General features: G+C 63.6%; 21 protein-coding genes. 11 read left to right on the plus strand and 10 right to left on the minus strand.

Going from position 1 to position 21391, the window contains the following annotated elements; translation table 11 throughout:
- Positions 1 to 30: 30 nt before the first annotated feature.
- From G3446_RS21350 to G3446_RS21365, 4 genes are all read right to left on the minus strand, one after another.
- On the minus strand, positions 31 to 252 hold the full coding sequence (locus tag G3446_RS21350; RefSeq protein ID WP_164455099.1) for a hypothetical protein: 222 nt from the start codon (positions 250 to 252) through the stop codon (positions 31 to 33).
- Between the two features lie 24 nt (positions 253 to 276).
- Complete coding sequence (locus tag G3446_RS21355; RefSeq protein ID WP_164455101.1) at positions 277 to 1815, minus strand: amidohydrolase family protein; 1539 nt, start codon at positions 1813 to 1815, stop codon at positions 277 to 279.
- A 62-nt stretch (positions 1816 to 1877) separates the two neighbouring features.
- Positions 1878 to 2396, minus strand: a complete 519-nt coding sequence (locus G3446_RS21360; protein WP_164455103.1) for a transporter suffix domain-containing protein — start codon at positions 2394 to 2396, stop codon at positions 1878 to 1880.
- Between the two features lie 198 nt (positions 2397 to 2594).
- On the minus strand, positions 2595 to 3788 hold the full coding sequence (locus G3446_RS21365; RefSeq protein WP_164455105.1) for a zinc-dependent alcohol dehydrogenase: 1194 nt from the start codon (positions 3786 to 3788) through the stop codon (positions 2595 to 2597).
- Here G3446_RS21365 and G3446_RS28795 point away from each other — a divergent pair.
- On the plus strand, positions 3787 to 4893 hold the full coding sequence (locus G3446_RS28795) for an AraC family transcriptional regulator (RefSeq protein ID WP_164455107.1): 1107 nt from the start codon (positions 3787 to 3789) through the stop codon (positions 4891 to 4893). The genes G3446_RS21365 and G3446_RS28795 overlap by 2 nt on opposite strands.
- A 71-nt stretch (positions 4894 to 4964) precedes the next feature.
- Here G3446_RS28795 and G3446_RS21375 read toward each other — a convergent pair whose 3' ends face one another.
- Both G3446_RS21375 and G3446_RS21380 read right to left on the minus strand, forming a co-directional pair.
- Positions 4965 to 5390 (minus strand): PIN domain-containing protein, encoded by a 426-nt coding sequence (locus tag G3446_RS21375; protein ID WP_164455109.1) that lies wholly within the window; start codon positions 5388 to 5390, stop codon positions 4965 to 4967.
- A complete protein-coding gene (locus G3446_RS21380) occupies positions 5387 to 5620 on the minus strand; it encodes a FitA-like ribbon-helix-helix domain-containing protein (protein ID WP_164455111.1) in 234 nt (77 codons plus the stop codon). The genes G3446_RS21375 and G3446_RS21380 overlap by 4 nt, the downstream gene beginning before the upstream one ends.
- A gap of 31 nt (positions 5621 to 5651) precedes the next feature.
- Here G3446_RS21380 and G3446_RS29265 point away from each other — a divergent pair, with 31 nt between their 5' ends.
- From G3446_RS29265 to G3446_RS21410, 5 genes are all read left to right on the plus strand, one after another.
- Entirely contained in the window at positions 5652 to 6134 is a 483-nt protein-coding gene (locus G3446_RS29265; protein WP_425338418.1) for a helix-turn-helix domain-containing protein, read from the plus strand.
- A 227-nt stretch (positions 6135 to 6361) separates the two neighbouring features.
- Positions 6362 to 6574 (plus strand): hypothetical protein, encoded by a 213-nt coding sequence (locus G3446_RS21390; RefSeq protein ID WP_164455115.1) that lies wholly within the window; start codon positions 6362 to 6364, stop codon positions 6572 to 6574.
- Positions 6564 to 8246, plus strand: a complete 1683-nt coding sequence (locus G3446_RS21395) for a mechanosensitive ion channel family protein (RefSeq protein WP_164455117.1) — start codon at positions 6564 to 6566, stop codon at positions 8244 to 8246. Before G3446_RS21390 ends, G3446_RS21395 begins: the two co-directional genes overlap by 11 nt.
- 106 nt (positions 8247 to 8352) lie before the next feature.
- Positions 8353 to 11781: a DUF748 domain-containing protein gene (locus G3446_RS21405; protein ID WP_483414738.1), complete on the plus strand. Its 3429-nt coding sequence runs from the start codon at positions 8353 to 8355 to the stop codon at positions 11779 to 11781.
- Entirely contained in the window at positions 11781 to 13106 is a 1326-nt protein-coding gene (locus tag G3446_RS21410; protein WP_164455123.1) for an alpha/beta hydrolase, read from the plus strand. The genes G3446_RS21405 and G3446_RS21410 overlap by 1 nt, the downstream gene beginning before the upstream one ends.
- Positions 13107 to 13232: 126 nt before the next feature.
- On the opposite strand, the gene G3446_RS21415 is transcribed toward G3446_RS21410, so the two are convergent.
- Positions 13233 to 13373 carry a hypothetical protein gene (locus G3446_RS21415; protein ID WP_209262556.1) on the minus strand — a complete coding sequence of 47 codons (141 nt, stop codon included), beginning with the start codon at positions 13371 to 13373 and terminating at the stop codon, positions 13233 to 13235.
- Positions 13374 to 13388: 15 nt separating this feature from the next.
- On the opposite strand from G3446_RS21415, the gene G3446_RS21420 reads away from it, so the two are divergent.
- The 4 genes from G3446_RS21420 (at position 13389) to G3446_RS21435 (ending at position 16550) form a co-directional block, all read left to right on the plus strand.
- The gene (locus tag G3446_RS21420) at positions 13389 to 13649 is read left to right on the plus strand and encodes a DUF6364 family protein (protein WP_164455097.1); all 261 of its coding nucleotides are present in this window, start codon (positions 13389 to 13391) and stop codon (positions 13647 to 13649) included.
- The gene (locus tag G3446_RS21425) at positions 13646 to 14407 is read left to right on the plus strand and encodes an alkaline phosphatase family protein (protein ID WP_164455125.1); all 762 of its coding nucleotides are present in this window, start codon (positions 13646 to 13648) and stop codon (positions 14405 to 14407) included. The genes G3446_RS21420 and G3446_RS21425 overlap by 4 nt, the downstream gene beginning before the upstream one ends.
- 62 nt (positions 14408 to 14469) lie before the next feature.
- Positions 14470 to 15537 (plus strand): DUF1254 domain-containing protein, encoded by a 1068-nt coding sequence (locus tag G3446_RS21430; protein WP_164455127.1) that lies wholly within the window; start codon positions 14470 to 14472, stop codon positions 15535 to 15537.
- A 110-nt stretch (positions 15538 to 15647) separates the two neighbouring features.
- Positions 15648 to 16550 (plus strand): DUF1214 domain-containing protein, encoded by a 903-nt coding sequence (locus G3446_RS21435; RefSeq protein WP_209262557.1) that lies wholly within the window; start codon positions 15648 to 15650, stop codon positions 16548 to 16550.
- A gap of 338 nt (positions 16551 to 16888) precedes the next feature.
- Here the strand turns inward: G3446_RS21435 and G3446_RS21440 are convergent, their stop codons facing one another.
- The 3 genes from G3446_RS21440 to G3446_RS21450 all read right to left on the minus strand — a co-directional run bounded on the left by G3446_RS21440 (position 16889) and on the right by G3446_RS21450 (position 19813).
- The gene (locus tag G3446_RS21440) at positions 16889 to 17188 is read right to left on the minus strand and encodes a type II toxin-antitoxin system VapC family toxin (protein WP_342450179.1); all 300 of its coding nucleotides are present in this window, start codon (positions 17186 to 17188) and stop codon (positions 16889 to 16891) included.
- A gap of 94 nt (positions 17189 to 17282) precedes the next feature.
- Positions 17283 to 17558: an AbrB/MazE/SpoVT family DNA-binding domain-containing protein gene (locus G3446_RS21445; RefSeq protein WP_164455131.1), complete on the minus strand. Its 276-nt coding sequence runs from the start codon at positions 17556 to 17558 to the stop codon at positions 17283 to 17285.
- Positions 17559 to 18664: 1106 nt separating this feature from the next.
- Positions 18665 to 19813: an AraC family transcriptional regulator gene (locus G3446_RS21450; RefSeq protein ID WP_164455133.1), complete on the minus strand. Its 1149-nt coding sequence runs from the start codon at positions 19811 to 19813 to the stop codon at positions 18665 to 18667.
- 41 nt (positions 19814 to 19854) lie between these two features.
- Here G3446_RS21450 and G3446_RS21455 point away from each other — a divergent pair.
- Positions 19855 to 21391 (plus strand): DUF1254 domain-containing protein (locus tag G3446_RS21455; protein WP_245232666.1); only part of this gene is annotated, 1537 nt, incomplete at its 3' end.

A 21391-nucleotide genomic window follows, 5' to 3' on the forward strand; every position in this document is an offset into this window, starting at 1 on the left:
GCTCTCCTGCCAACTCACCCAGGTCAAAGATCACAACTTCGTGTACGCAGATCGGGCGCGCTCGGCAGGTTGCACCCTCTCGTAGTAGAGCTTCTCGGACGTCTCTTCGGTCGGCACGCCGTGGTCGAAGGTCAGTCTGCCGATATGGGTATCCACCTCGTTGGGATAGGTCTCGTCCTGAGCCAGTACGGCAAGGGATGGTGCGAGTGAAATTGTCAAGGCGATGGCAAGGGTTGCGAGGCTTTTTGTCATTGGAGCATCCTCATTTGCAGCGGATTAGACGCTGGAGTTGCGCTGGTAATAGGGTTTGCGAACATCGGAATGTAAGTAGCCTCGATAAAACGCATCCACATGATGATGGAGCTCGCCGGCGATGTTCCGGCGATGCGCTTCTCCCGCTGTCAGAGGAACTTGCAATGACTCGGCCAATTCTCGAACCACCGCCTCCTTGTCGATTTTCATGAAGTGGCCGTCCCGGTAGATTGGGTCTCCAGCGACAATGACGGTATCAATGCCCGAGGATTTGGCCCGATGGAGCATCGCCCGCGTCACCGGGACATCCGTATCCATATAGGGTCCGGCCACTTGCTGCCACCGGATCAAGACCACGTCTGCTGCCTTGCCCGGTTTCAGGGTGCCGATCTGGGAGCCGAACGGCGTGGTCTTGGCGCCGTGCTCCGTCGCCATGCGAAAGACCCGTTCGGGCGACGGCACGGCATGCTCCAGCCCCGGCTCACGATGCAGGTTGAGCATCAGGCGCATCTCCTGAAGCATGTCCCGGTCATCGTTGATACCTGCTTCATCAATGCCGATCGCGACGTCGATGCCGCGTGCAGTCAATCGGTTTAGCGGGGCGATCCCGCTGCGTAGACGAAGATTGGAGCTTGGACAGTGGCAAACGTGGGTGTGCGTGTCGGCGAGGATGTCGATGTCATCATCCGTTAGCCAGACACCGTGTCCCAGGGTCATCTTGTCGCTCAGCAGCTTGTGCCGATGCAGATAGTGCACGGCCGTCGTTCCCGTGCGCCGCCGCGCATATTCCTTCTGATACGGGGTTTCAACGAGATGCATGTGCATCGGCACGGCAAACCGTGTGCTGATATCTGCAAACATCTCCAGCAACTCATCGGAACTCCAGTGTAGATTGCCCGGCGCAAGTTGAATGCGGATCAGAGGCTCTTGTTGATGCCTTTGATGCAGTTCCTCAAATAACTTCAACTGATCGGCCACCGGGAGCTCCAAGGCATGGAAGAATTCCGCCATGCGCCGCCCCAGCGCTGGTGGCAATCGGGCCACGAATTGGTCGTCGGCCTCGTACACCAGGTGGTTCTGATCGTGCATCATGAAGGAGTACGAAACCCGCATGCCGATGTCACGATAGGCCCGCAGCACCGCCTCGGCCACTTGCGCACAGGGTTCCACCGGACCGAAAAACAGCGAGTTGATGTGCTGCGCCGTGGTGATCCCCGATTCGATCATCTCAAAGGCCGAATACAGGGTGTCGAGATAGGGATCGACGGAACGTGCCGCGAGGCGGTGGGGAATCCACAGTTCAAGCGGCACATCGGGGCAGCCGAGTTGGATGGGGGTTATTCCCAAGTGATGGTGGGCATTGACGAAACCCGGAACTACGATATGACTGCCGTCACCCAGCACCGCGTCCGGCTGAACCCTTTGGGACAGCTTATCGTAGCGCCCTACCTCGATGATCTGTCCATCGCGCTGGAAGAGCGCACCGTCCTCGATGATTTCGGCTTGATCGTCGTCTGTGATTGCGCAGATGAGGTGTTTCCCGCGAATCAACGAGGACGCCATGGCGCTTCCTCCTCTTGCTGCGTGGTGACCTAAGGGAACATCCGGTCTCGGGGCGTTGGCTGCTATTTCTCCGCGAACTGGGCGACAGCATCATGAACGAACAGAGAACGCACCTTGTCCCAGAAATCACCGCCGAGCACGAACAGGCTCGCCAACAGCAGCATATCGCCGCCAACGGCGTAGGCCAGCATGTTCTCGTCTAGGTTCGGAATCCAGTCAGAGACGTAAAGCGTTACCCAACCGAACAGAATCGGCAAAGCGAACATCACGAGCCCCATGTTGTAGCGCGCACGACCAACCGCCTTGGGTGGAGCGTAGTGTCGGAAGATCCCGAATACGCGGCCCTTGATATAGAGATAGCCCGGTTTGCCCATCACCGCGACGGCTAGGACCCCGAGCACCTCGGCTGCGACCAGGAAGACGCCGGAGACGGAGGCCAGGATTGCTCCGGAGAAACCAAGGGTCGCCACCAACGGGATTCCGGCGACGGGCAACAGGACGCTGATGACGAAGATCGCGATGCCGACCTTGAGGCGCCAGCCCATGGCCGGTTGTGCAGCAGTGCTTGTGTCTTGGTTCATTCCGCATGACTCCATGCTGGTCGATGAAAAGGACCCGGCCGCGCGCAGCCAGCCTCGATCATCGTTCCGGCCAGGCGCCCGCAACCCTTGCGTAGTCAGGGCTTCCAGCCCTGACTGTCTCAGGCCAGGATGGCCTGTCTACGCAGCGAACCCGCGCAGCTGGCCGGAACCATGATCAAGACCGCGCAGCCTGCACGGCTAGCCATAGGCCTGTTCGCCCTCTTGGCCAGGCAGGCCATGGGGATAGAGCAGGATCTTGCCGCACTGCTGCGTCGCGGAGATCTGAAAGGCCTGCTCCGCCTCCCACATTGGAAACTCGTGCGTGACGACGACGTCCCACATCCGCTGCACCTCCTTGTTGCGGAGCATGCGGATGATTCCGGGCCGGTCGATCCGCCGGGAGTCGATGGTGCCCATGATCTTCAGATTCTTTTCCGCGATCCCCGCATAGGGATCGATCCGCAGTTCGCGGTGTTTGTTGCGGAGGTTCTCCTGGATGTAGAGGACGCCGTCGTGGCGCACGAGGTCGATCTCGGTATTCAGGGTCTCCCGATCGCTGGTGAAGTCGGCGATCTTGTCGGGTCCGACGCCGTCGGTGAGATCGAGCACCTGCTGGGTCCAGTTCGGATCGCGCATGTCGACAATGTGCAGGTCGGGGGTACCCCCGCGTGCCTCGCCGATCTTGCGGACCTTCTCGGCCTGGAAGTCGTCGGGGGCTGCCGCGATCACCCGGGCGCCCCGGAACAGACCCACGATCGGGTGGGAGAGCGAGAATTGGCGCTGGCCCGAGCCGACGAGCAGCAGATAGTCGCCCGCCTTCACCTCCATGAACTCCTGGGCGCAATAGGCCATGCCGATGGAGCACTCGGCCGCTATCGCGTAGCGGAAGTCGAGATCGTCCGGCAGCAGGGTGCAGATCCCCTCGTCGGCGAGCCGGTACTCCGCCATGGCCGCCCACCCCGACTGCGAGTCGTTCTTGCGCTCGACCGGCGCCAGGCCGTCCACGAAGAATTCCGGCACCGTCGTGCTGGTGCCGGCGCGCTCACCGCCCGACAGGCTGGCACAATGGGCCTGGCTGAGGCCGTTGCGGCAGGCGAAGCAGCGACCGCAATAGGCCCCGTGGGAGAGCAGCACCTTATCGCCTGGTCTGAACACCTGGGACTCCGGCGCCTCGACCACGGTGCCGACGCCCTCGTGGCCGACGCAGTGGAGCGGATGATCGAACCACTCGTGGACGTGGTCGGTGTACATGCGATCGTCGACGCAGAGTGCGGCGATCTCGGTCTTTACCAGCACGCTTCCCGGCTTTACCCGCGGATACGGGCGCTTGGCAAACGCCACCTTGCGCGGCTCGGGGACGGTCAATACAGTGTTGGTCACGGGGGCGTTCATGGTGGTTCTCCCGGCGATCTTGATTCAAGCCATCGCCGGCGAAGATACCTGTCGGTGGGTTGCGCGCTATCCGCTTTGGGAAAACCAAGGGGAGTCGACACTGATGCCTGTCTTGGTCCGCAGCGTCCTCTGGGACGATGTCGACGATTTCGGCGCCCAGCTCTCCAACTGGACGGTCAGACCGTTGCAGTTGACATCCGGGGCCTTGCGCGTCGGCTTTTCGACCCTCGCATTCGAGGATTTGGCCGTCTCGCGCCTCGACTGCAACCAGCAGCTGGCCGACCATCTCTGCATGGACCCGTCCTGGCTGCTGATCGTCGTCCAGTTGACTCCGCAGCGCTGGAATTCATGCGAGGCGCCACCGTCCAGTGTCGCTGTCATCGCGCCCGGCAGTGACTACCGAAGTATGATCTTTAAAGACTTCCGGTGTGTTGAAGTCGCGGTTCGTGTCGATCTCGCCGAGGCCATCGGTTTGGGGTCGTTGTGCCGACTGACCGGGGCAGAAGCCATCCATCCATTGCCGCCCGGGACGACGAGAATCGCCGAGCGCCGGGTGACGCAACTGCTCGATCCGACGCAAACGAATGTCCTCCTTGGGATGAGCGACGACGCCGAACAGGCGGTGCGGGAGCGATGCGTGGAGTTGCTGCGCTATCTCAGTGCAGCCATTTCCCTTGCGCGGCAGGTGCAGGATGGCCTCGAGGCGAGGCTGAGGACCCAAAGGTTCGATCTGGTGCAGGCGGCCCTTCGACTCATCGATGCCGCACCGCCGCATGAACAACCGTCGGTGACCGACCTCGCGCGGGTCCTCGGCACGACTAGGCGAACGCTCCTGAATGCGTTCGTCGATGCGCTTGGAACAACACCGTCACGCTATATCTTGGCGCGACGACTGCACAGCGCCCGACAGGTCTTGAGGAACGGCCGAAGCCCCTCGGTGACCGTTGCAGCACTCGATCAGGGCTTTGAACACCTCGGTCGCTTCTCGCAGCACTATCAAACGCTGTTCGGCGAGCTACCCTCCCGTACCTTACAGCGGTCCCATCGGCTACGGATGGGCGATTCAACCGCGTCTGCTCCAGCAGCGCTGGAGCGGTTGGGCTAGAGGAGGATCGCGGAGGGGTTCACAAGTCGATGGCACTTTCTGAAGTTCAGTCGGACTGCTGTCTCTATCTTCTATGTCTGTGGAAGGAATGGATTGATCAGTTCGAGCCCGCAATCTTTGAAATCCTTGGTATTGCGCGTAGCAACCATGAGGCCATTTGCAATGGCGATAGCTGCAATCTGACCATCAGCAATGCTCATCGGCCGGCCAATCTCCTTCCGGTGACCCATTAACTCACCGTAGGTCCGGGCGGCAGTTTCGTCGTAAGCCAGTATGCGCTGCGCAAAGGCCAGCGAAACAAAACGCTGAAACCTTTCTTTGAGCCTCAGGCCGCGTTTGCCGACGGGCAAAATCCGCAGACCGTATTCGATCTCTCCGATCGTGATGGTAGAGAGATACAAGGCGCTCGATTCCTGGGCGTTCAACCAATTGACTACGGACTCTGAAGGCGAAACCTTCATAACTTCCGAGATCACGTTGGTGTCGACAAGGATCACTCGGAGAGGTCGAGCGGTACCTGCGGAACTCGCGCAGGCAGATCCAAGTCCACCCCGTGGCGGGATCCAAACATGTGGAACGCCAGATCACCGAGCCGTTCAGGGGCGGACACGGCCTCCTTCAGGATCCGCCGGGCTTCCTCCTCCATCGAGATGCCATGGCCGGCAGCGCGTGAGCGCAGCCGTGCCACGGTTTCTTCATCAAGCTGTCTCACGCTAATACTTGCCATGTGCTCCCGAATCCGAATTTGGTCTGCCGTCATGCCAACAGTCGCCAGAAACGATGCTAGCAACTGCAGGCAATGCCATCAAGCGCCAGCGCCATTCTTCTATACACTGTCCTCCAAATCCGTCGTCCCTAGAATTCGTGCCCGGAATTCCAAGTCCGAATCTCCGCCCCGCTGCATTAGACGCATCACGCCCTCCCCTGCGCCAGTCAGCCCAAGATCAGCATCCCACCGCCGCGACCCAACTGCCGGCGACGCGCTTGGAACAACACCGTCACGCTACATCTTGGCGCGACGACTGCACAGCGCCCGAGAGGTTCTGAGGAACGCCCGCAGCGCCTCGGTCACCGTTGCAGCACTCGACCAGGGCTTCGAACACCTCGGCCGCTTCTCGCAGCACTACCAAACGCTATTCGGCGAGCTACCCTCCCGTACCTTGCAGCGGTCCCGTCGGCTACGGATAGGCGATCCAACCGCGTCTGCGCGTCCAGCATCCAAGGCGACGGCATCCTGGTAATCTAAGGTAACAGCTAGTCGCGCTGGGTCGGCAGCACGACGGACGGCGGACGGAGAGCACAACGGCAACGGCGGCAGACGACACGCTTTCAACGGTGCCTGAAAGCTCGCCATACTGAACGCCGACAACCGGGTGCCGGGGTCCACCGGCATCAAACTGCGATTGAGCCGGGGGCTGCGTCCGTGTCTATCCACAGCCGATCCTGCCTTGCCTTGACGGCATACCTGATGGGGTTGGCCACCGTTGCCCGGGCCGGCACCACGACCACCAGCCACGCCTACAACACCGACGGCAGCGCCGCGGTGCGCGACCGCGCTCGCACGGCCCAACTCGCCGAGGAGCGACGGGTCCTGGTCGATCAGTTCCTGCCGACACTAAGACCGTCGGGCGCCATGAGCCCGAACGCAGTCCCGAGAGAGACAACCCGCCATGCGCACTGAAGAGCCGGCCTGCAGGCGACATTTCCAGCGCTCGATCGCCGTGGCGCTGGGTGTCCTATTGTCCATTGCATGTTTCGCCGTCGCGGCGGACGAGGCGACCGCCGTCAAGGCAACAGAGCGGATCACCACATCGAACGAGCCCGTCGAGCTTGCGGACGTCGTCGTCGACGGCCTCCTGGTCACGACGGTTCGCGGCTCGGCCTCGTTTCCGGCCGCGCGACGTGCGCTCGAGATCAAGCAGAGCATCATCGAAGCGGCGCAAGACGAACGGATACCGGCCGACGCGGTGACCATCGAGGCCGCGGAGGATCGTACCTTGTTGCTGGCGGGAGAGCGCCTGCTGCTCGAGATCTTCGACGCGGACGCCGAGATCGAGGGCCTGAGCCGCGAGCTGCTGGCGGAGGACAGGCAGCGACGAATCCAGGAGGTGATGGCCGCCTATCGGGCCGAGCGCCGCCCGGAGGTGCTGCTCAAGAAGACCGCCTACGCCGTGGCGGCGGTATTGTTCGCCGCGGTGCTGATCTTCGCGTTCGCAAGGGCCTCGCGTGCCCTGGCCAAGCTGTTGGACCGGCGGCTGCAGGAGCAGATCAAGACCTTGGAGCAGAAGTCCGCCCGGCTGATCCGCTCGCGCAACCTGGCGGCGTTGCTGCGCACGCTGACCAAGATCGCCTTCTTTGCCCTGGTGGCCCTGACCCTCTATCTCAGCACGCAGTATGTGCTCGGTCTGTTCCCCTGGACCCGCGAGTCGGCAGATTGGCTGTTCGGGCTGATCCTGACCCCACTGCAAGAGATCGGCCTCGGCCTGCTCGGTGTGATCCCCAACCTGATCCGGCTCGCGATCCTGTTTTTCATCACCCGCTACCTGCTCCGCACGGTCTCCGCCTTTTTCCACGGCATCGACAACGGATCGATCAAGCTCGCGTCCCTGGACCGGGAGCTCGCGCTGCCAACCTATCGACTGGTGCGGTTGGTCATCATCCTGTTCGCGATCGTCATGGCCTACCCGTACATACCGGGCTCGGACTCCGCCGCCTTCAAGGGACTCTCCGTGTTGGCCGGCCTGATCATCTCGCTCGGCTCCCAGTCCATCATCGGCAACATCATCGCCGGCTACAGCCTGCTCTACCGGCGCCCGTTCAAGATCGGCGACCGGATCAAGATCGGCGACACGGTCGGTAACGTCACCGAGCTGCGGGTCCTGACCACGCGGCTGCGGTCGCTGAAGAACGAGGAGGTCGTGATCCCGAACACGACCGTGCTGAATGGCGAGGTCGTCAATTACTCCACCCGGGCGCGCGAACAGGGCCTGATCCTGCACACCACGGTCGGCATCGGCTACGAGACGCCCTGGCGCCAGGTGGAGGCCATGTTGAAGGAAGCGGCGGGCCGCACCAGCGGCCTGCTGGAGCGACCGAAGCCCTTCGTCTTGCAACAGGCGCTAGGCGACTTCGCCATCACCTACGAGATCAACGCCCACTGCAACGACGCCAACAACATGGCCCAGATCTACTCGGCGCTGCATCGGAATATTCTCGATGTCTTCAACGAATACGGGGTGGCCATCATGACACCGTCGTACATCGCCGATCCGCCCGAGCCAAAGCTGGTGCCCAAGGGGCAATGGTATGCGCCACCCGCCGCGCCCCCGCGAGAACAGGCCGAGTCCAAATGAGCACGCGCGAGACCGCGACGGATGCCGATCGTCCTGACCTCGAACCGCAGCCGTCGGCCAAGGTTGCGTCTTGGCCCGTCCGGATCGCGCCGTGACCAGCGCACCGGTGTTGCCGGACAGAGGACCGCGCCGGGCGCGGCCTCGGTCGCGCGCAATCCTGCGATTGGCGACTGCCGTCGCGCTGTCCGTCGTCTTGCTCGGGCTCTTAGTCTCGTTCGCGCCGACCTATCTCGTGCGCTTCCTAGTCGGCGCTCAACTCGATGACCTGGAGATCGACTATCGGGGGCTCGATACGCTCGAGATCCAGCCCTGGACGCGTCGCCTGCGGCTCGGGCCCGTGCAGCTCGGGCGCGCCGACACGGACGGCGCCCAGGTCGGTGAGCTGGAGCTGGTTCTGCGCGTTGGACCGCTGTTCCAACGCAAGGCCTCGATCCAACGGCTGTCGATCAGCGGGATCGAGATCAGGGTCGCCCGTGCGCCTGACGGTGCGATTCGGTTCAACGGGGTTCCCTATGCGGATCTCCTCACGCCCACGGAACCGACGGCGCAGCGGACCGAGAGGCCGGACTCAGCTTCAGGCGTCTGGCAGGCCGGCATCGATGTGTTCGAGGTGCGGGATTCCCGCCTGGTCTTCGAGAACAGCAACGGCGGCGAGCTCGAAGCCGAGATAGAAGGGTTGACGATGACCGACTTCCGCGGCTGGGAGCCGGAGAATCCGGGTAAGTTCGATCTCAAGGCGCTGGTCAACGGCATTCGACTCAACTGGTCTGGCGAAGCGACGCCATTCGCCGACAGGGTCTCGGTGTCGATCGACGCGCTGACCGAGCAGGCCGATGTACCCAAGTTGGCACGCTTCTTCGGCCCGACGGGTCTCAAGCGGCACGGCGGCACCTACAGCGCGCGTCTCTCCTATCAGGGAGCGCTCGCCGACTCTGGGGAGTGGGAGCTTCAGGTGCAGGGCACAGTCGAGATCGACGGCGTCGACTACGCGCGCGAGGGTGTCTTTTCCTTCGCAACGGAGGCGGCGCGCATCGAACTGGATCTTGACCTGGCGTCGACCCAACCCGGTGACCTGGCGATTCGCGGCAGCGTGAACGCCGATCTCGGCGCCACGAGCGGTTCGATGGCAGACCGGACAGAGCTCGCGACCATCGCCCGGCTCGCCGCGCGGGACATCGATCTAACCCGTGCCCGGGACGGCGCGCTCCGGATAGCCGGTCGGCCGGAGATCGATCTCGAAGCGCTGTCTTTTTCCGGCCCCATCGATCTTTCCTTGGACCTGCTGCTCGAGCTGCTGGTCGAGCTGCAGTCCCTGTCTACAACACAGGCCCTTTCGATCGCGGATACCGGGTTGGGCGACCTCGGAGGCAAGGCAATCCGATTGCCGGCTTCGGACCTCAGTGTCGGCCGCATCCGGCTCGACTCCGACGCGTTCGTGCTCCAGTCCCAAGACGGGAAGGCGGGTCTCGAGGCGACGCTTCGGCTGGAGCTCGACGCGATCGAGGTGGCCACCGAACGGGGCGGCGCTCGGGTCGAGCAATGGCGGGGGGGCGTCGAGCGCTTCTCCGTCACTACGGGAAACCGTGTCCTCCATCTGGTTACCAACGGCGACGGCGCACTGGAATCAGGCAGCTTGAAGGGGCCGGATGGAGCCATGTCCGTGCGCACCCTCGGCGTCCAGGTCAACGGCCTGGAGCTCGAGATCTCCCCCGGCGGTCTGTCCTTGCAACTCGCTGCAAGCGGCGAAGGGAGCGGGTATCGAGCGATCGCTGATGCTGCCAAGGCACGACCCGAGCTGGCCATCGAGCTGGGCAGCGTCCGCACCGCGCTGACCCAGGCATCGGTGACGATCGCCGATGGCGCGCTGAGTTGGCAGGCAGCGGGTGATGCGGCCGCCGCGGCCATTATCGGGCAATTCTCGGGAGGCGAAGCCGGAAGCCTGGAGGTGGCGCGAGCCGAGATCGACGCGGCGCAGGCACGCAGTCCGTTGCAGCTCGGCGCCGAGACCCTAACCCTCGGCGGCCTCGATCTGTTCGTGACGCGCTCCTTGCTGATGGCATTGATGCAGGGCGGCAGCGAGGCGGGAGACGCTGGCGTCACTGCGCCAGTCGCCGACCTGGCCGCACCCGGGGCCATCCCCGTCGAGCCAAAGGGCGCACGGCCGCCGGCCAGTGGCGATTCGCCCGAGCCGACGCTGGACGTGCGCCGTATTCAAGGGATTCTGGCCGAGCTGGGCTACGACCCTGGACCCATCGACGGCCTGATGGGCCGTCGCACGGCGGCGGCGGTCAGGCAGTTCCAAACGGCCGAGGGCCTGTCCGTGGATGGTCGTCTCTCCGCGGACCTCGTTTCGGCTTTGGAGCGGCGTGCGACACCGCTCGCCCAGGTCGAGTCGGGGGTCGAGTCGGGGGCCAAGCCCGACCGCAGGCCCGAACCAAGCCTTCAGACAACAGCCGGCCCGCAGGCCCCGGCGCAGTGGCATCTCGGCCGTCTCAGTCTGACGAGCGATGCGGCGATTCGTTTCCGGGACGACCTGGTCTCGCCGAACGTTGTGATCGATACCCGATTCAGTCGCTTCGAGGCGCAAGGTCTGGACAGTCGGGCTCCAGGCCAGCGCGCGTTGTTGGACGTCGCCGCCGAGATCAACGAACGCTCGCAATTGGCCCTCTCGGGCTGGATTGCCGGACTGCCGCTGCCGACCGATCTGGACCTAAAGGCCGAGGCGGCGAACCTGCAATTGACCACCTATTCGCCCTACGCGACGGCCGTTGCCGGGGTGCATCTCAATGGCGGCCAACTCGATGCCGCAACCGAGATCAAGGCCGCCGCGGGCAACCTCCAGGGTGAGCTGCGCTTGGACATCGATCAAATCGCCCTGCAGCCGGCCGACCAGAGCGATGCGCAGGGCGCCGGCGCCACCGGCGGTGTGCCGCTGCAAACCGCCGTCGACCTGTTGGCCGACACCGACGGACGGATTGCGCTCACACTGCCAGTCACCGGCACCGTCGCCAGCCCCGACATCGACATCGGTCCGGCCGTGAACAAGGCGATCGGCGGCGTGTTGCAGGCGGTCTTTCCGCCAAGCCTGGTGGCATCGATCATGATCGACTTGACCGAGGGCGGTGCCCCCACCCTCGACGCGATCGCGTTCGCGCCTGGCTCGGCGCTGATGACAGCAGCGGACCGTCGGGTCGCCGACGACATCGCACGGCTCGCCAAGCAACACCCCCGCCTGTCGCTGAAGGTCTGCGGGCGCGCGACCGCAAAGGACGTTGCCGCCATCGCGGCGCAGCACCAAGCGTTATCGGGCAAGGCCGTGGGACGGCAGACATCACCGGCCCAGGCCGACTCGGCGCCGATACCGATCGCCGCTGCGGACCAGCGGGCGCTGCAAGCACTTGCCGTCGCGCGGGCGCGCAGCCTGACCCGCTATCTGATCGAGCGGGGCGGCATCGACGCCGACCGCATCTCCGAATGCCGCTCCACCGTCGACCCCAACGATCAGGGGAATCCGCGCGCAGAGGTCCTGTTCTGATGGCTCCAGCCTTGATTCCGAATGCCGTACCTTGGCCCGCGGGTTGGGTGATCTGCCTGCTGCTACTGGCAGGATGTGCCTCGGCGCCGCTCGACCGCACCGAGCTGATGCCGGCCCCGGCCGTGTTCGAGGCCGGGGCGATCGATCCCTTCGCGCAGGTGCTGCCCGAGGGTCGGCAGTTGGAGAGCGAGATCCTGTTCGCGACCGATCGCGATCCCGCGACGGCCGGCGACGTCGAGCGCCACTATGCCAGCCGACGCGGTTATCTGGTCCGTCTCGGTCGCGCCGAGATCACCCACGGCGATGGCCGGCTGACCTGGCAGCAGGCGCGGCGTTTGTCCCTTCAGGCCGAGCGCCGAACGCCCTATCGGCTGCAGGTGAACGCCGTTGAAGAGCTCGGCGTCCTTCCAGGCAGCATCTCGCCGTTCACAGATCCCGCGCTGCTGTCGTCGGACGAAGAGACGGCAGCGGCTGAGTTTGCCGCCGCGATCAACGCCAAGCTGGCACGCTCGGTCAGCCGCGACATCACGGTGTATGTACACGGCTTCAAGGTGCCGTTCGAGAATCCCTTGCTGGTGGCCACGGAGCTCTGGCACTTCATGGGCTACGACGGGGTGATGATCCCCTATTCGTGGCCATCGACGCCGCGGCTGCTGGCGTACTTTTCCGATGTGGAGACGACCGCGCTGAGCGCGCACTACCTGCGCCAGTTCATCACCTTTCTGCGCGACCATACCGACGCGGAGCGCATTCATGTCTTGGGCTACAGCGCAGGCACGCGGCTGGTGATCGAGGCCGTTTCCATGCTGGCGATGGAGGGCGGCACCGCGGCGCGCAACAGCCGGCTCGGAGAGATCATCCTGGTCGGCAGCGACTACGATACGGGCCTGTTCGCCGCGGCCATCAGCAACGGTATCCTCGACGTGAGCGAGCGCCTGACCGTCTATCTGTCCGACATCGACGGCGCGCTGCGCTTCGCCAATCGCGTCTTCGGGCGCAAGCGCCTCGGGCAGATTATGAACGAGGACATGCCGGCGCACGTGCGCAGTCTGCTGCTTCAGCTGGACGATCTGGTCCTGATCGACGTCACCGATGCGGAGCGCGCGGATGCGCGCAGTGGACATTCCTACTTCCGCGATAGCCCCTGGGTCAGCAGCGACATCCTCGCGACCCTGGCCTACGGGCTCGGACCCGCGCAGCGGGGGCTGGCTCGCCGTCGGCCCGGCCTGCCGATCTGGAGCTACCCAGAGGATTTCATCGAGCGTCTGCGGGTGCGGCTGGGAACCGTCTCGGGGCGAGCGGATCATCCTATTCACAGCCGTTGACGAACACGGATCGTACTGTTCCGCCGAATCTTATGATGGAGCTGGTATCCGCCGGGCTTTGGCTATGCTGTATATAGGGACAGCTAATGATCTCGCTGCCACACGGACGTCAATATTGGCGCCGAGTCACAGGGATGCGATCGCCTGCGCCCCCGCGAACTGCTCGATGTGCCTGACGGCGTCGTTGGTCGCTTCCCCGATGGCATCGGCGATCGGTGCGACCGTCTCCTCCAGATACCGCCGCAAGACGATCTGATTCAGCAGCACCACGGCAGGCCTAACATGAACACAAAGCTCACCCTCAGCATGGACGAGTCGGTCATCGAGCGCGCCAAGCAGGCAGCACGTGCTCGGAACACCAGTGTCTCGGCCATGCTCGCGGAGCTCGTCCGCGGACTCGATGCGCTGGAGCACGAGCCCGGCCCGGACTTCATCGGTCCCATGACGCAAGCCGCGACCGGATTGATCGAACTGGACCTCGGCAGCCCGGACGCCGATCTCCTTGGTGATGCTCTTTGGGAGCGATACGGCGACCTCGGATGAGGATCTTCGTCGACACGAACCTGCTGCTCGACGTCCTAGCGAAGCGCGAGCCCTTCTATCCCGCAGCCGCCCGCGTATGGACCATGGCCGAGACCGGCACCGTCCCCGCCGCCCACGGCATGGTCGGCAACGTCTGGTTCGACCGTGAGCAGGGACGGCTGGTCTATAACATCGAGGACCCGGAGCACCACCTGCTCACCGCTGGCGCGGACGTCGAGCGCAGCACCGAGATCGATCCGACCCAGAAGGCGGCCAAGGTGGACGGCCGCTCGCCGGCGACCATCCTCGCCTCCACCTTCAGCGACGAGCTGGCCGTGCACACCAACGGCCAGGCGAAGATCTTCGCCGTCTCGGTCAAGGACCGCGGCGCGGTCTCGCTCGCGGGGCACGCCGGCAAGGCGTTCTGGTTCTCCAAGGCCGGCGGCGCGTTCGTCACCAGCAGCTACTACTACGACCACTACCCCGACTGGGTGCAGGCCTGGAACGCGCAGAAGCCGGCACTGACCTATGCCGGCCAATCCTGGGAGCTGATGCAGGACCCGTCCGAGTACCTGTTCGGCGACAGCGACGAGCGCGCCTACGAGACCGATTTCCCGGGCTTCGGGCGCACCTTTCCGCACCCCTATGGCGCGGCGGACGACAAGTACTTCACCACCCGCCTGACCCTCAGCTCGGCCGGTAACTCTCTGAAAGCTGGATGGAGGCGGATGATTTCGACCTTCCGTCCAGCGCACACGGTTACGCATGAAGGCATGTAAGCAATTGATATCAGTATAAAGGCTGTCACCTGAAATCCGGGAGAGCCAACATGGAGACCCTCATGAACCATTTATCACGATTTGCAGCGATCTGCCTGACCTCCGGCCTGGCCGTGTCTCTTCCGGGCGGGCCGGCAGCAGCTCAAATGGCCGACGGCAATCTCAGCGAAATGATGGAGGCGCGCGAGATCCCGGTCACGATCGATAACTTCGCGCGGGTCGCGAGCGACATCGAATTCGACAAATACGTCGCCCTGGCAGGCGGCATCAACAGGTTCTACCACTTCCGCGAACCCACGCCGGTGGACAACCAGCCCACCATCCGGATGAACCGCGACACGCTCTATAGCACAGCGATTGTCGATATTTCCGAGGGCGCGACCCTGACCCTGCCGGATGTGGGCGAGCGCTACATGTCGGCGATGATCGTCAACCAGGATCACTACATCAACGCGGTGTTTCACGGCGGCGGCACCTACAGGCTCGACATGGAGACCTTCGATACGCCCTACGTGATCGTCTACATGCGCACGCTGGTGGACGCCGATGATCCCGAGGACGTGGCGGCGGTGAATGCCATCCAGGACCGGATGAAGATCGAGGCGGTTTCTTCCGATCCCTTCGTCCTGCCGAACTACGATAAAGATGCTTACGAGGCGCTGATCGAGCGACTCAGTGCCCTTCTGCCCTTTGCCGTCGGGAGCAAGAGGACCTTCGGGACACGGGAAAGCGTCTCTCCGGTCCGCCACCTGATCGGCACGGCCGTCGGCTGGGGCGGCCTGCCCGAGACCGAGGCCATGTATCCTTCCAATGTCCCCAACCTCCCTGTTGGCGAATACAAGATCGAGGTGCCGGCCGAGGTGCCGGTGGGCGCCTTCTGGTCGGTCAGCCTCTACGACGCCCAAGGGTTCTTCGAGAAGAACGCCATCGACGGCTATGTGGTCAATTCGATCATGGGCGAGCGCAACGATGACGGGTCGATGACCGTGCATTTCGGCGGCTGCGACGATGGCCGGGTGAATTGCCTGCCGATCATGGAGGGCTGGAACTACATTGTCCGCCTCTACCAGCCCGGCCCCGAGATCCTCGACGGCAGCTGGACCTTTCCCGATGTCGAGCCGGTCAATTGAGAACGGAGACAACAATGAAAAGGCTGCTTGCCCTCGCGCTCTGCGTACCGGCCCTCGCATTCGCGGAGGATGTCACCCTCGACAACCTGCTCCGGGCGGAAACCGACCACATGATCCGCCAGAACATCGAGGCCTTCGGGCTCGAGGTCGGCCAGATCGTCCACCAGCGCGAGACGGTGGACCTCGTCAACCAGCCCGTGATCCGGATGAACGTGGATACCATCTATTCCTCGCTCGTCCTCGACCTGTCCGAGCCGGTCGAGATCACCTTGCCCGAGATCGATGGGCGTTATCAGTCGATGCATGTGATGAGCCAGGATCATTACATGGTTGTCGAGGCCAAGCCCGGCACCTACCGACTGACCGAGGACGAGGTCGGGACAAGGTTCGCGGCCCTAGCCTTCCGCACCTTCATCGACCCGTCCGACCCCGACGATGTAAAAGCCGCCCACGCCGCGCAGGACGGCATCGTCGTCTCCGGCGGCGGGTCCGGGCCGTTCGAGGCGCCGGACTGGAACACCGAGCAACTGGCAGTGACGCGCAAGGCGCTGAACGACCTCGCGGCCGAGATCAGCTTTGATTCCACCCGTGCCTTCGGACGCAAGGACGAGGTGGACCCGGTTCACTTCCTGGTTGGCGGGATCGCGGGGTGGGCCGGTCTGCCCGCGCACGGCGCCGTCTACCTGATCGACGCCGTCGACCGGAACGACGGCAAGACAGCCTATGCAGTCACGGCCAAGGACGTGCCGGTGGACGCCTTCTGGTCGATCACCGTCTACAACGCGGACGGCTACATGGAGCCCAATGACATGGGGCGCAACAACTACAACAACGTCACCGCCGAGCCGAATGACGATAGCTCCATCACCATCCATTTTGGCGCCTGCGACGACGGCCGTGTGAACTGCATCCCCGTCACGCCGGATTGGAGCTACGCCGTGCGCCTGTATCAGCCGCGCGCCGAAATCCTCGACGGCAGCTGGACCTTCCCCGCTTTCGAACCGGCGAACTGAGCCTCAAGGAACGGATAGGGGTGTGAGGGCTCGCATTTTGACGAGATCGCGGGGAAAATCGGGCCGGCATCCGCTGTTCCGCAGTAGGGCAGCCTAAGTCCGACAGGCTCCTAGGAGGCGGCTGTTGTCTCCAACGATACATCGGCACAAATTTCTGAGACTAGCCCACCGCGATACCGACCATCCGTGCCAGTCTCTTGCACCGTGCGAGTGATGGCGAAAAGGTCCGCAATCGACCTTCAGCAGCCGTGGGAGTTAGGGGTTCTTCACCGTTCGGTATTTTGAGCCCGGCCCCTTTCCCTTCCCGGGGCCCCTTTCCCACTGGTCAGGCCTGCGGATCAGGTCTCCCAGACATGGACGCCAGGTGCTGCCCCGGTGGTCCTGGCCTGTTTGCAGAAACCCCGATCAAAGGTGTGCATCACCGCGTTGCCGCAGGTCGCCAGATGCAGTGCGTCGGCGAAGTCGGCACCCTGGCCATACCAGTCCACGGCCAGGGCGACGGCTTCAGGCGTTTCGAGGATGGTGTTCTCCGTAGCCAGCAAGGCGCGGAAGAATGCCAGCAGATCCTCGCGCGACTTGCCGTAGCGAGCGCGCAGCACCCACTCGGTCTCAAGCAGCACGGTACGCGGGATGAACACACCGAATCCTGGCGCATGAGCCGTCGGGCGATGGCAACCTGGTCGGGCTGGTCCATGACCAAGCCGCGCACCAATACATTTGTATCGAGGGCGATCATCGGCTGCGCTGCTCGGATGCCTCCCAGTCCGCGGCATCGTCCACGGGGCGACAGAGGTCATCGTCCGCCAGGGGCGGCCCGTCATGCTTGAGCATACCGATCAGGTCGTCCAGCCTGCGTCCGGTGCGATGCGGTGCGGCCTGGATGGTGACGCCCGAGGCGGTCGCCACCAGGGTGAGCTGGGCGCCGGCCTCCCACTGCAAGGCATCGCGGATCTCCTTTGGGATCACGAGCTGACCTTTGCTCGACAGGGTGATGGTGGCGGTGGTCATGGGGCGCTCCGAGGCGGTAAGACGGGGTGTAAGTCCGATTGTCGGCGCGTTGTGCCGCAATGGCAACGGGATCGGCGCCTCATCTCGACCGATGCGCCGGCCTGAGCCGTCCATGACCCCGGGGCGCGGCCATCGAGCGGTTGCGGGGCATCCTTAACGAGCATCCCGGTCATCTACCGCACGCGGTATGCCCGCACGTGCGGTCCCCGCGACATCCAGTTGTCAGCGTGCGGACGCCGGGCCATCCAGCCAGTTCTCCAATTGCAGTCCTTCGACCCGGCCAAAATTCGTCAGTATTATCAGTGACCAAGGTGAGGCTGGACGCGGGGATTCGGCGAGGCTCTTTGTCTTGGCCGACTGCTGATGGTCGGCACATCATCGACGGCCGTCTCCTTAGTGTCCCTTGCGGGCACTGACCGCCGCGAAGCATAACGCCCCGAGGTCGGGTGTGCGATGTGTGACCCCAGACCTTCTTCAGACCTTCTGGGTCCTAGGGTCAGGTCCTACTGCTCGGGTCCGGAAATGTCGAGACCCTTTGACCTGCCGCCGCGAACGCGCACCATGCCCGCTCGCACCGGGTTCAACACGATATATCGACTCCGACGAAAAGGTGGTGGTGATTCGTCATCTGGCAGTAAGCGTGACAATGCCATCTGAATCCGTCGGCAACCTCGCCCGGGACACCCAAGAACGCCTCGCGGTCGTCATCGTCCTCATAGATCGCCTCGCGTCGATCATCTCGTGAGGTCACAAGAATAAGGGCCACGAGAATAATGGTTAGGTCTCACATTACACACCCTGGCGCGAAGCGCTGCGCTGGTGGGGAGTGAAATCTGTTGGGAGTACGCCAGTACGCCGATGGCAGAGACCTCTGCGGCTGGAGTTTGCCGGCGCGCTTTATCGCGTGACGGTGCACGACAACGAGCAGCGCGACATCTTCCTCGGCAACGCCGACGCAGACGCCGACCGGGCGGCGTTTCTGAATGTGCCGGGTGCAACCTCCGATCGCTTCGATTGGCGGATTCATGCCTGCTGCCTGGTCACCAGCCATTACCATCTTTTGGTGGAGGCACCGGATGCGAATCTCTCCAAGGGCATGCGGCGACTCAACGGCCCCTCTGTGGCAATGTCGGTGAGACATTTCCAACGAGTGCACGACGATACCGCGTCGGTGTGAGCCCCGTGAAGCGGCGGAAGGCGCGCGCGAAATGTTGTGGGTTCCGATAGCCTGCCGTCATCGCGACATCGATGATCTTGGCCCCCGGGTCATCGAGCAAATTGCGCGCGAGATCGAAGCGCGCCTCCTCTAGGACCTGGGAATAGGAGCTGCCGCTCCTCTGAAGGCGGCGCTGCAAGGTACGGGGGCTCATCCCCGCAATCTCCGCGACAAGGGAAAGATCCGGACGCCCGCCGTTCAGGTAGGGTTGCAGGATCAAGCGCAGAAGATTCAACAAGTCCCACGCTTCGGCTTGGCCGCTCGACCCGCTTCCCTGTTCAAACGACACGGGCCTAACGTCGGCCCGGGTCGCCGTGCCACCACAGGCTCGCGCCAGAAGCGCGCTTTCGATCAGGATGGACGGGCAAGGCTGGCCTACGAGCACGCGGGTGTTGGGGAAGGCCTCGCGCGCAAGGTCGGGCGGGGCATAGCGAGACGCGAAGGTCAGCTCACGCGGAGACCAGTTCGGTCCGGCGAGGTCGCTCACGATGGACATGACGCCTTGCAGGTTCAGCCACTCGGCAAAGCAGATAAAGGGGTGGCGGCCCAAATCGATCATGTCACAGATGACGCGGGTCTGATCGCCTTCCTGCCGCAGGCTCACCTGGAGACCATTGTCCTCCCGACAGGCGATGCGGATGAAGGCCTCCAGGCGCCTGTAGCCGGTCTGCGCCGAGAGCATCTCCGACAGATGGGCGGGCTTGATAGAGGCCTGAGACGCTTGCCGAGCACCGAGAAAGCCCAGTTCCATGGGCTCCAGGTCGCGGCCGCATTGCGCGATCCACTCTATCGCGACAGGAACACTGACGTACAGGTCCGGCGCCTCTTCAATCTGGGGCGGTAACCGCGACCGCGCGAGCTCACGGTCTACCGGCATCCCGATCTGGCGCATCACGACGAGATAATCGAGCAAATGTGCCGCCCTGACGATCGCGAGCCTGCCGCTCAACCGTTGCCTCCCCATCTCGCTTCTCGCCGCGCCGCTGGAATTTGGCGCGAAATGGGCAGCAGCGGCAGCGGACGACGGATAGCCTTGCAAGAGAACATAAAACTCGAAGAGGTCGATCGACGATGACTCAAATGATGACTTCCGTCTGTGCGTTCGCGCTGGTATTCGCGCTTGGACCGGCATGCGCTGAGGTCTCTCCCGAAACCCTGGACGCCATCTCGATCCCCGACAAGGTCGAAACCCCGATCGGCACCCTGGGGTTCTTCGACGGCGTGCCGACAGACGCAACCGTTGCCGCCGTCTATGACAACCTCGATCGGGTGCGCGGAACGGTCGTGTTCCTCGACAACATCGGCGCCGTGTCGATGTACGCGGTTCGCACCGGCCTTGCCGATGCCGGTGCGAGGGGCGCCAACAAGATCGCGCTTTTCGAAGATCTTTTGGATTCTCAGTCGCTTGTCGTCACCGCGAACACGTCGACGCTTTACGCCTATACCTACACGGACCTCGCCCTGGACGGCCCGACCGTGATCGAGGTGCCGCCCGGCATGCTGGGATTTCTCGACGACGCCTGGCAGCGATTCGTCGGCAACATGGGCGTCACCGGTCCGGACAAGGGCAAGGGCGGCAACTATCTGGTGATCCCTCCCGGCTATGCCGGCGAAATCCCTGATGGCTACTTCCTGCTCAAACCGCCGACGAATCGGAATTTCCTGTTCCTGCGCGGCTCGATCAAGCACGGGCTCAAGCCCGCGGTCGAGAATATCACGTCCAATCTGAAGGTCTATCCGCTGAAGGACGCCGCGAACCCGGCGGCGACCGAATTCGTCAACCTGTCGAACAAGGCGTTCAATACGGTATTTCCAAGCGATTTCAGTTATTTCGAGGCGCTGAATCAGGTGATCCAGGATGAGCCGATCGACGCGATCAGCCCAGAGGTGCGTGGCGCCATCGCCGCCGTCGGCATTGTCAAAGGCCAGCCCTTCGCGCCTGACGGGCGGATGAAACGGCTGCTGGCCGAAGCGGCCACCGTCGGCAACGCCACCGCCCGCGCCATCACCTATCATCCGCGCTTCGACGGCGTGAAGATCTATCCCGACGACCCCGACAGCGCCTGGTCCACCGCATTCGCCAACCGCAACACGCGCTTTGAGGCGGACGGGACCGTGGGGCTGGATGCACGGGTGCTCTACTATTTCAACGCGGGCGGCGTCACCCCAGCCATGGCCACCACGCATGTGGGCGAAGGCTCCGACTACGCGTTGGCGCTGCTCGATTCCAACAGGGAGCCATTCGACGGCGCCAAGACCTACAAGCTGCACCTGCCCAAGGATGTGCCGGTCAACGATTTCTGGGCGGTGACCATCTACGACACTCAGACGCGCTCGCAGCTGCAAACCAGCCAGCGCTTTCCCACCGTCGGCAGTCAAAGCAAGGGCATGATCCAAAACCCGGACGGGTCGTATGACGTCTACTTCGCGCCTGAGGCCCCCGTCGGCAAAGCAGGCAACTGGCTACAAACCAATGCCATGGACTTAAGCCGTCCGGCAGTACGCCGGGTGGAATCCGGGCTTGAGCTTGCCGGGATTGCGGCGTGGAAATTGTCGGTCTGGCCGTACCGCCTCGACGGCATCGGAAAGCGCGAGGACGGCCTGTGTCAGCAGGGTG

Source organism: Thiorhodococcus minor, assembly GCF_010820565.1.
GTDB lineage: Bacteria > Pseudomonadota > Gammaproteobacteria > Chromatiales > Chromatiaceae > Thiorhodococcus > Thiorhodococcus minor.

Coding starts and splice junctions, on each gene's coding strand:
- G3446_RS21380 (WP_164455111.1), bottom strand. CDS start 5,620: ATGGCAAGTATTAGCGTGAGACAGCTTGATGAAGAAACCGTGGCACGG.
- G3446_RS21390 (WP_164455115.1), top strand. CDS start 6,362: ATGGGGTTGGCCACCGTTGCCCGGGCCGGCACCACGACCACCAGCCAC.
- G3446_RS28795 (WP_164455107.1), top strand. CDS start 3,787: ATGGTGGTTCTCCCGGCGATCTTGATTCAAGCCATCGCCGGCGAAGAT.
- G3446_RS21365 (WP_164455105.1), bottom strand. CDS start 3,788: ATGAACGCCCCCGTGACCAACACTGTATTGACCGTCCCCGAGCCGCGC.
- G3446_RS21435 (WP_209262557.1), top strand. CDS start 15,648: ATGATCCGCCAGAACATCGAGGCCTTCGGGCTCGAGGTCGGCCAGATC.
- G3446_RS21350 (WP_164455099.1), bottom strand. CDS start 252: ATGACAAAAAGCCTCGCAACCCTTGCCATCGCCTTGACAATTTCACTC.
- G3446_RS21425 (WP_164455125.1), top strand. CDS start 13,646: ATGAGGATCTTCGTCGACACGAACCTGCTGCTCGACGTCCTAGCGAAG.
- G3446_RS21355 (WP_164455101.1), bottom strand. CDS start 1,815: ATGGCGTCCTCGTTGATTCGCGGGAAACACCTCATCTGCGCAATCACA.
- G3446_RS21360 (WP_164455103.1), bottom strand. CDS start 2,396: ATGAACCAAGACACAAGCACTGCTGCACAACCGGCCATGGGCTGGCGC.
- G3446_RS21445 (WP_164455131.1), bottom strand. CDS start 17,558: ATGACCACCGCCACCATCACCCTGTCGAGCAAAGGTCAGCTCGTGATC.
- G3446_RS21410 (WP_164455123.1), top strand. CDS start 11,781: ATGGCTCCAGCCTTGATTCCGAATGCCGTACCTTGGCCCGCGGGTTGG.
- G3446_RS21430 (WP_164455127.1), top strand. CDS start 14,470: ATGAACCATTTATCACGATTTGCAGCGATCTGCCTGACCTCCGGCCTG.
- G3446_RS29265 (WP_425338418.1), top strand. CDS start 5,652: ATGCCAACAGTCGCCAGAAACGATGCTAGCAACTGCAGGCAATGCCAT.
- G3446_RS21420 (WP_164455097.1), top strand. CDS start 13,389: ATGAACACAAAGCTCACCCTCAGCATGGACGAGTCGGTCATCGAGCGC.
- G3446_RS21395 (WP_164455117.1), top strand. CDS start 6,564: ATGCGCACTGAAGAGCCGGCCTGCAGGCGACATTTCCAGCGCTCGATC.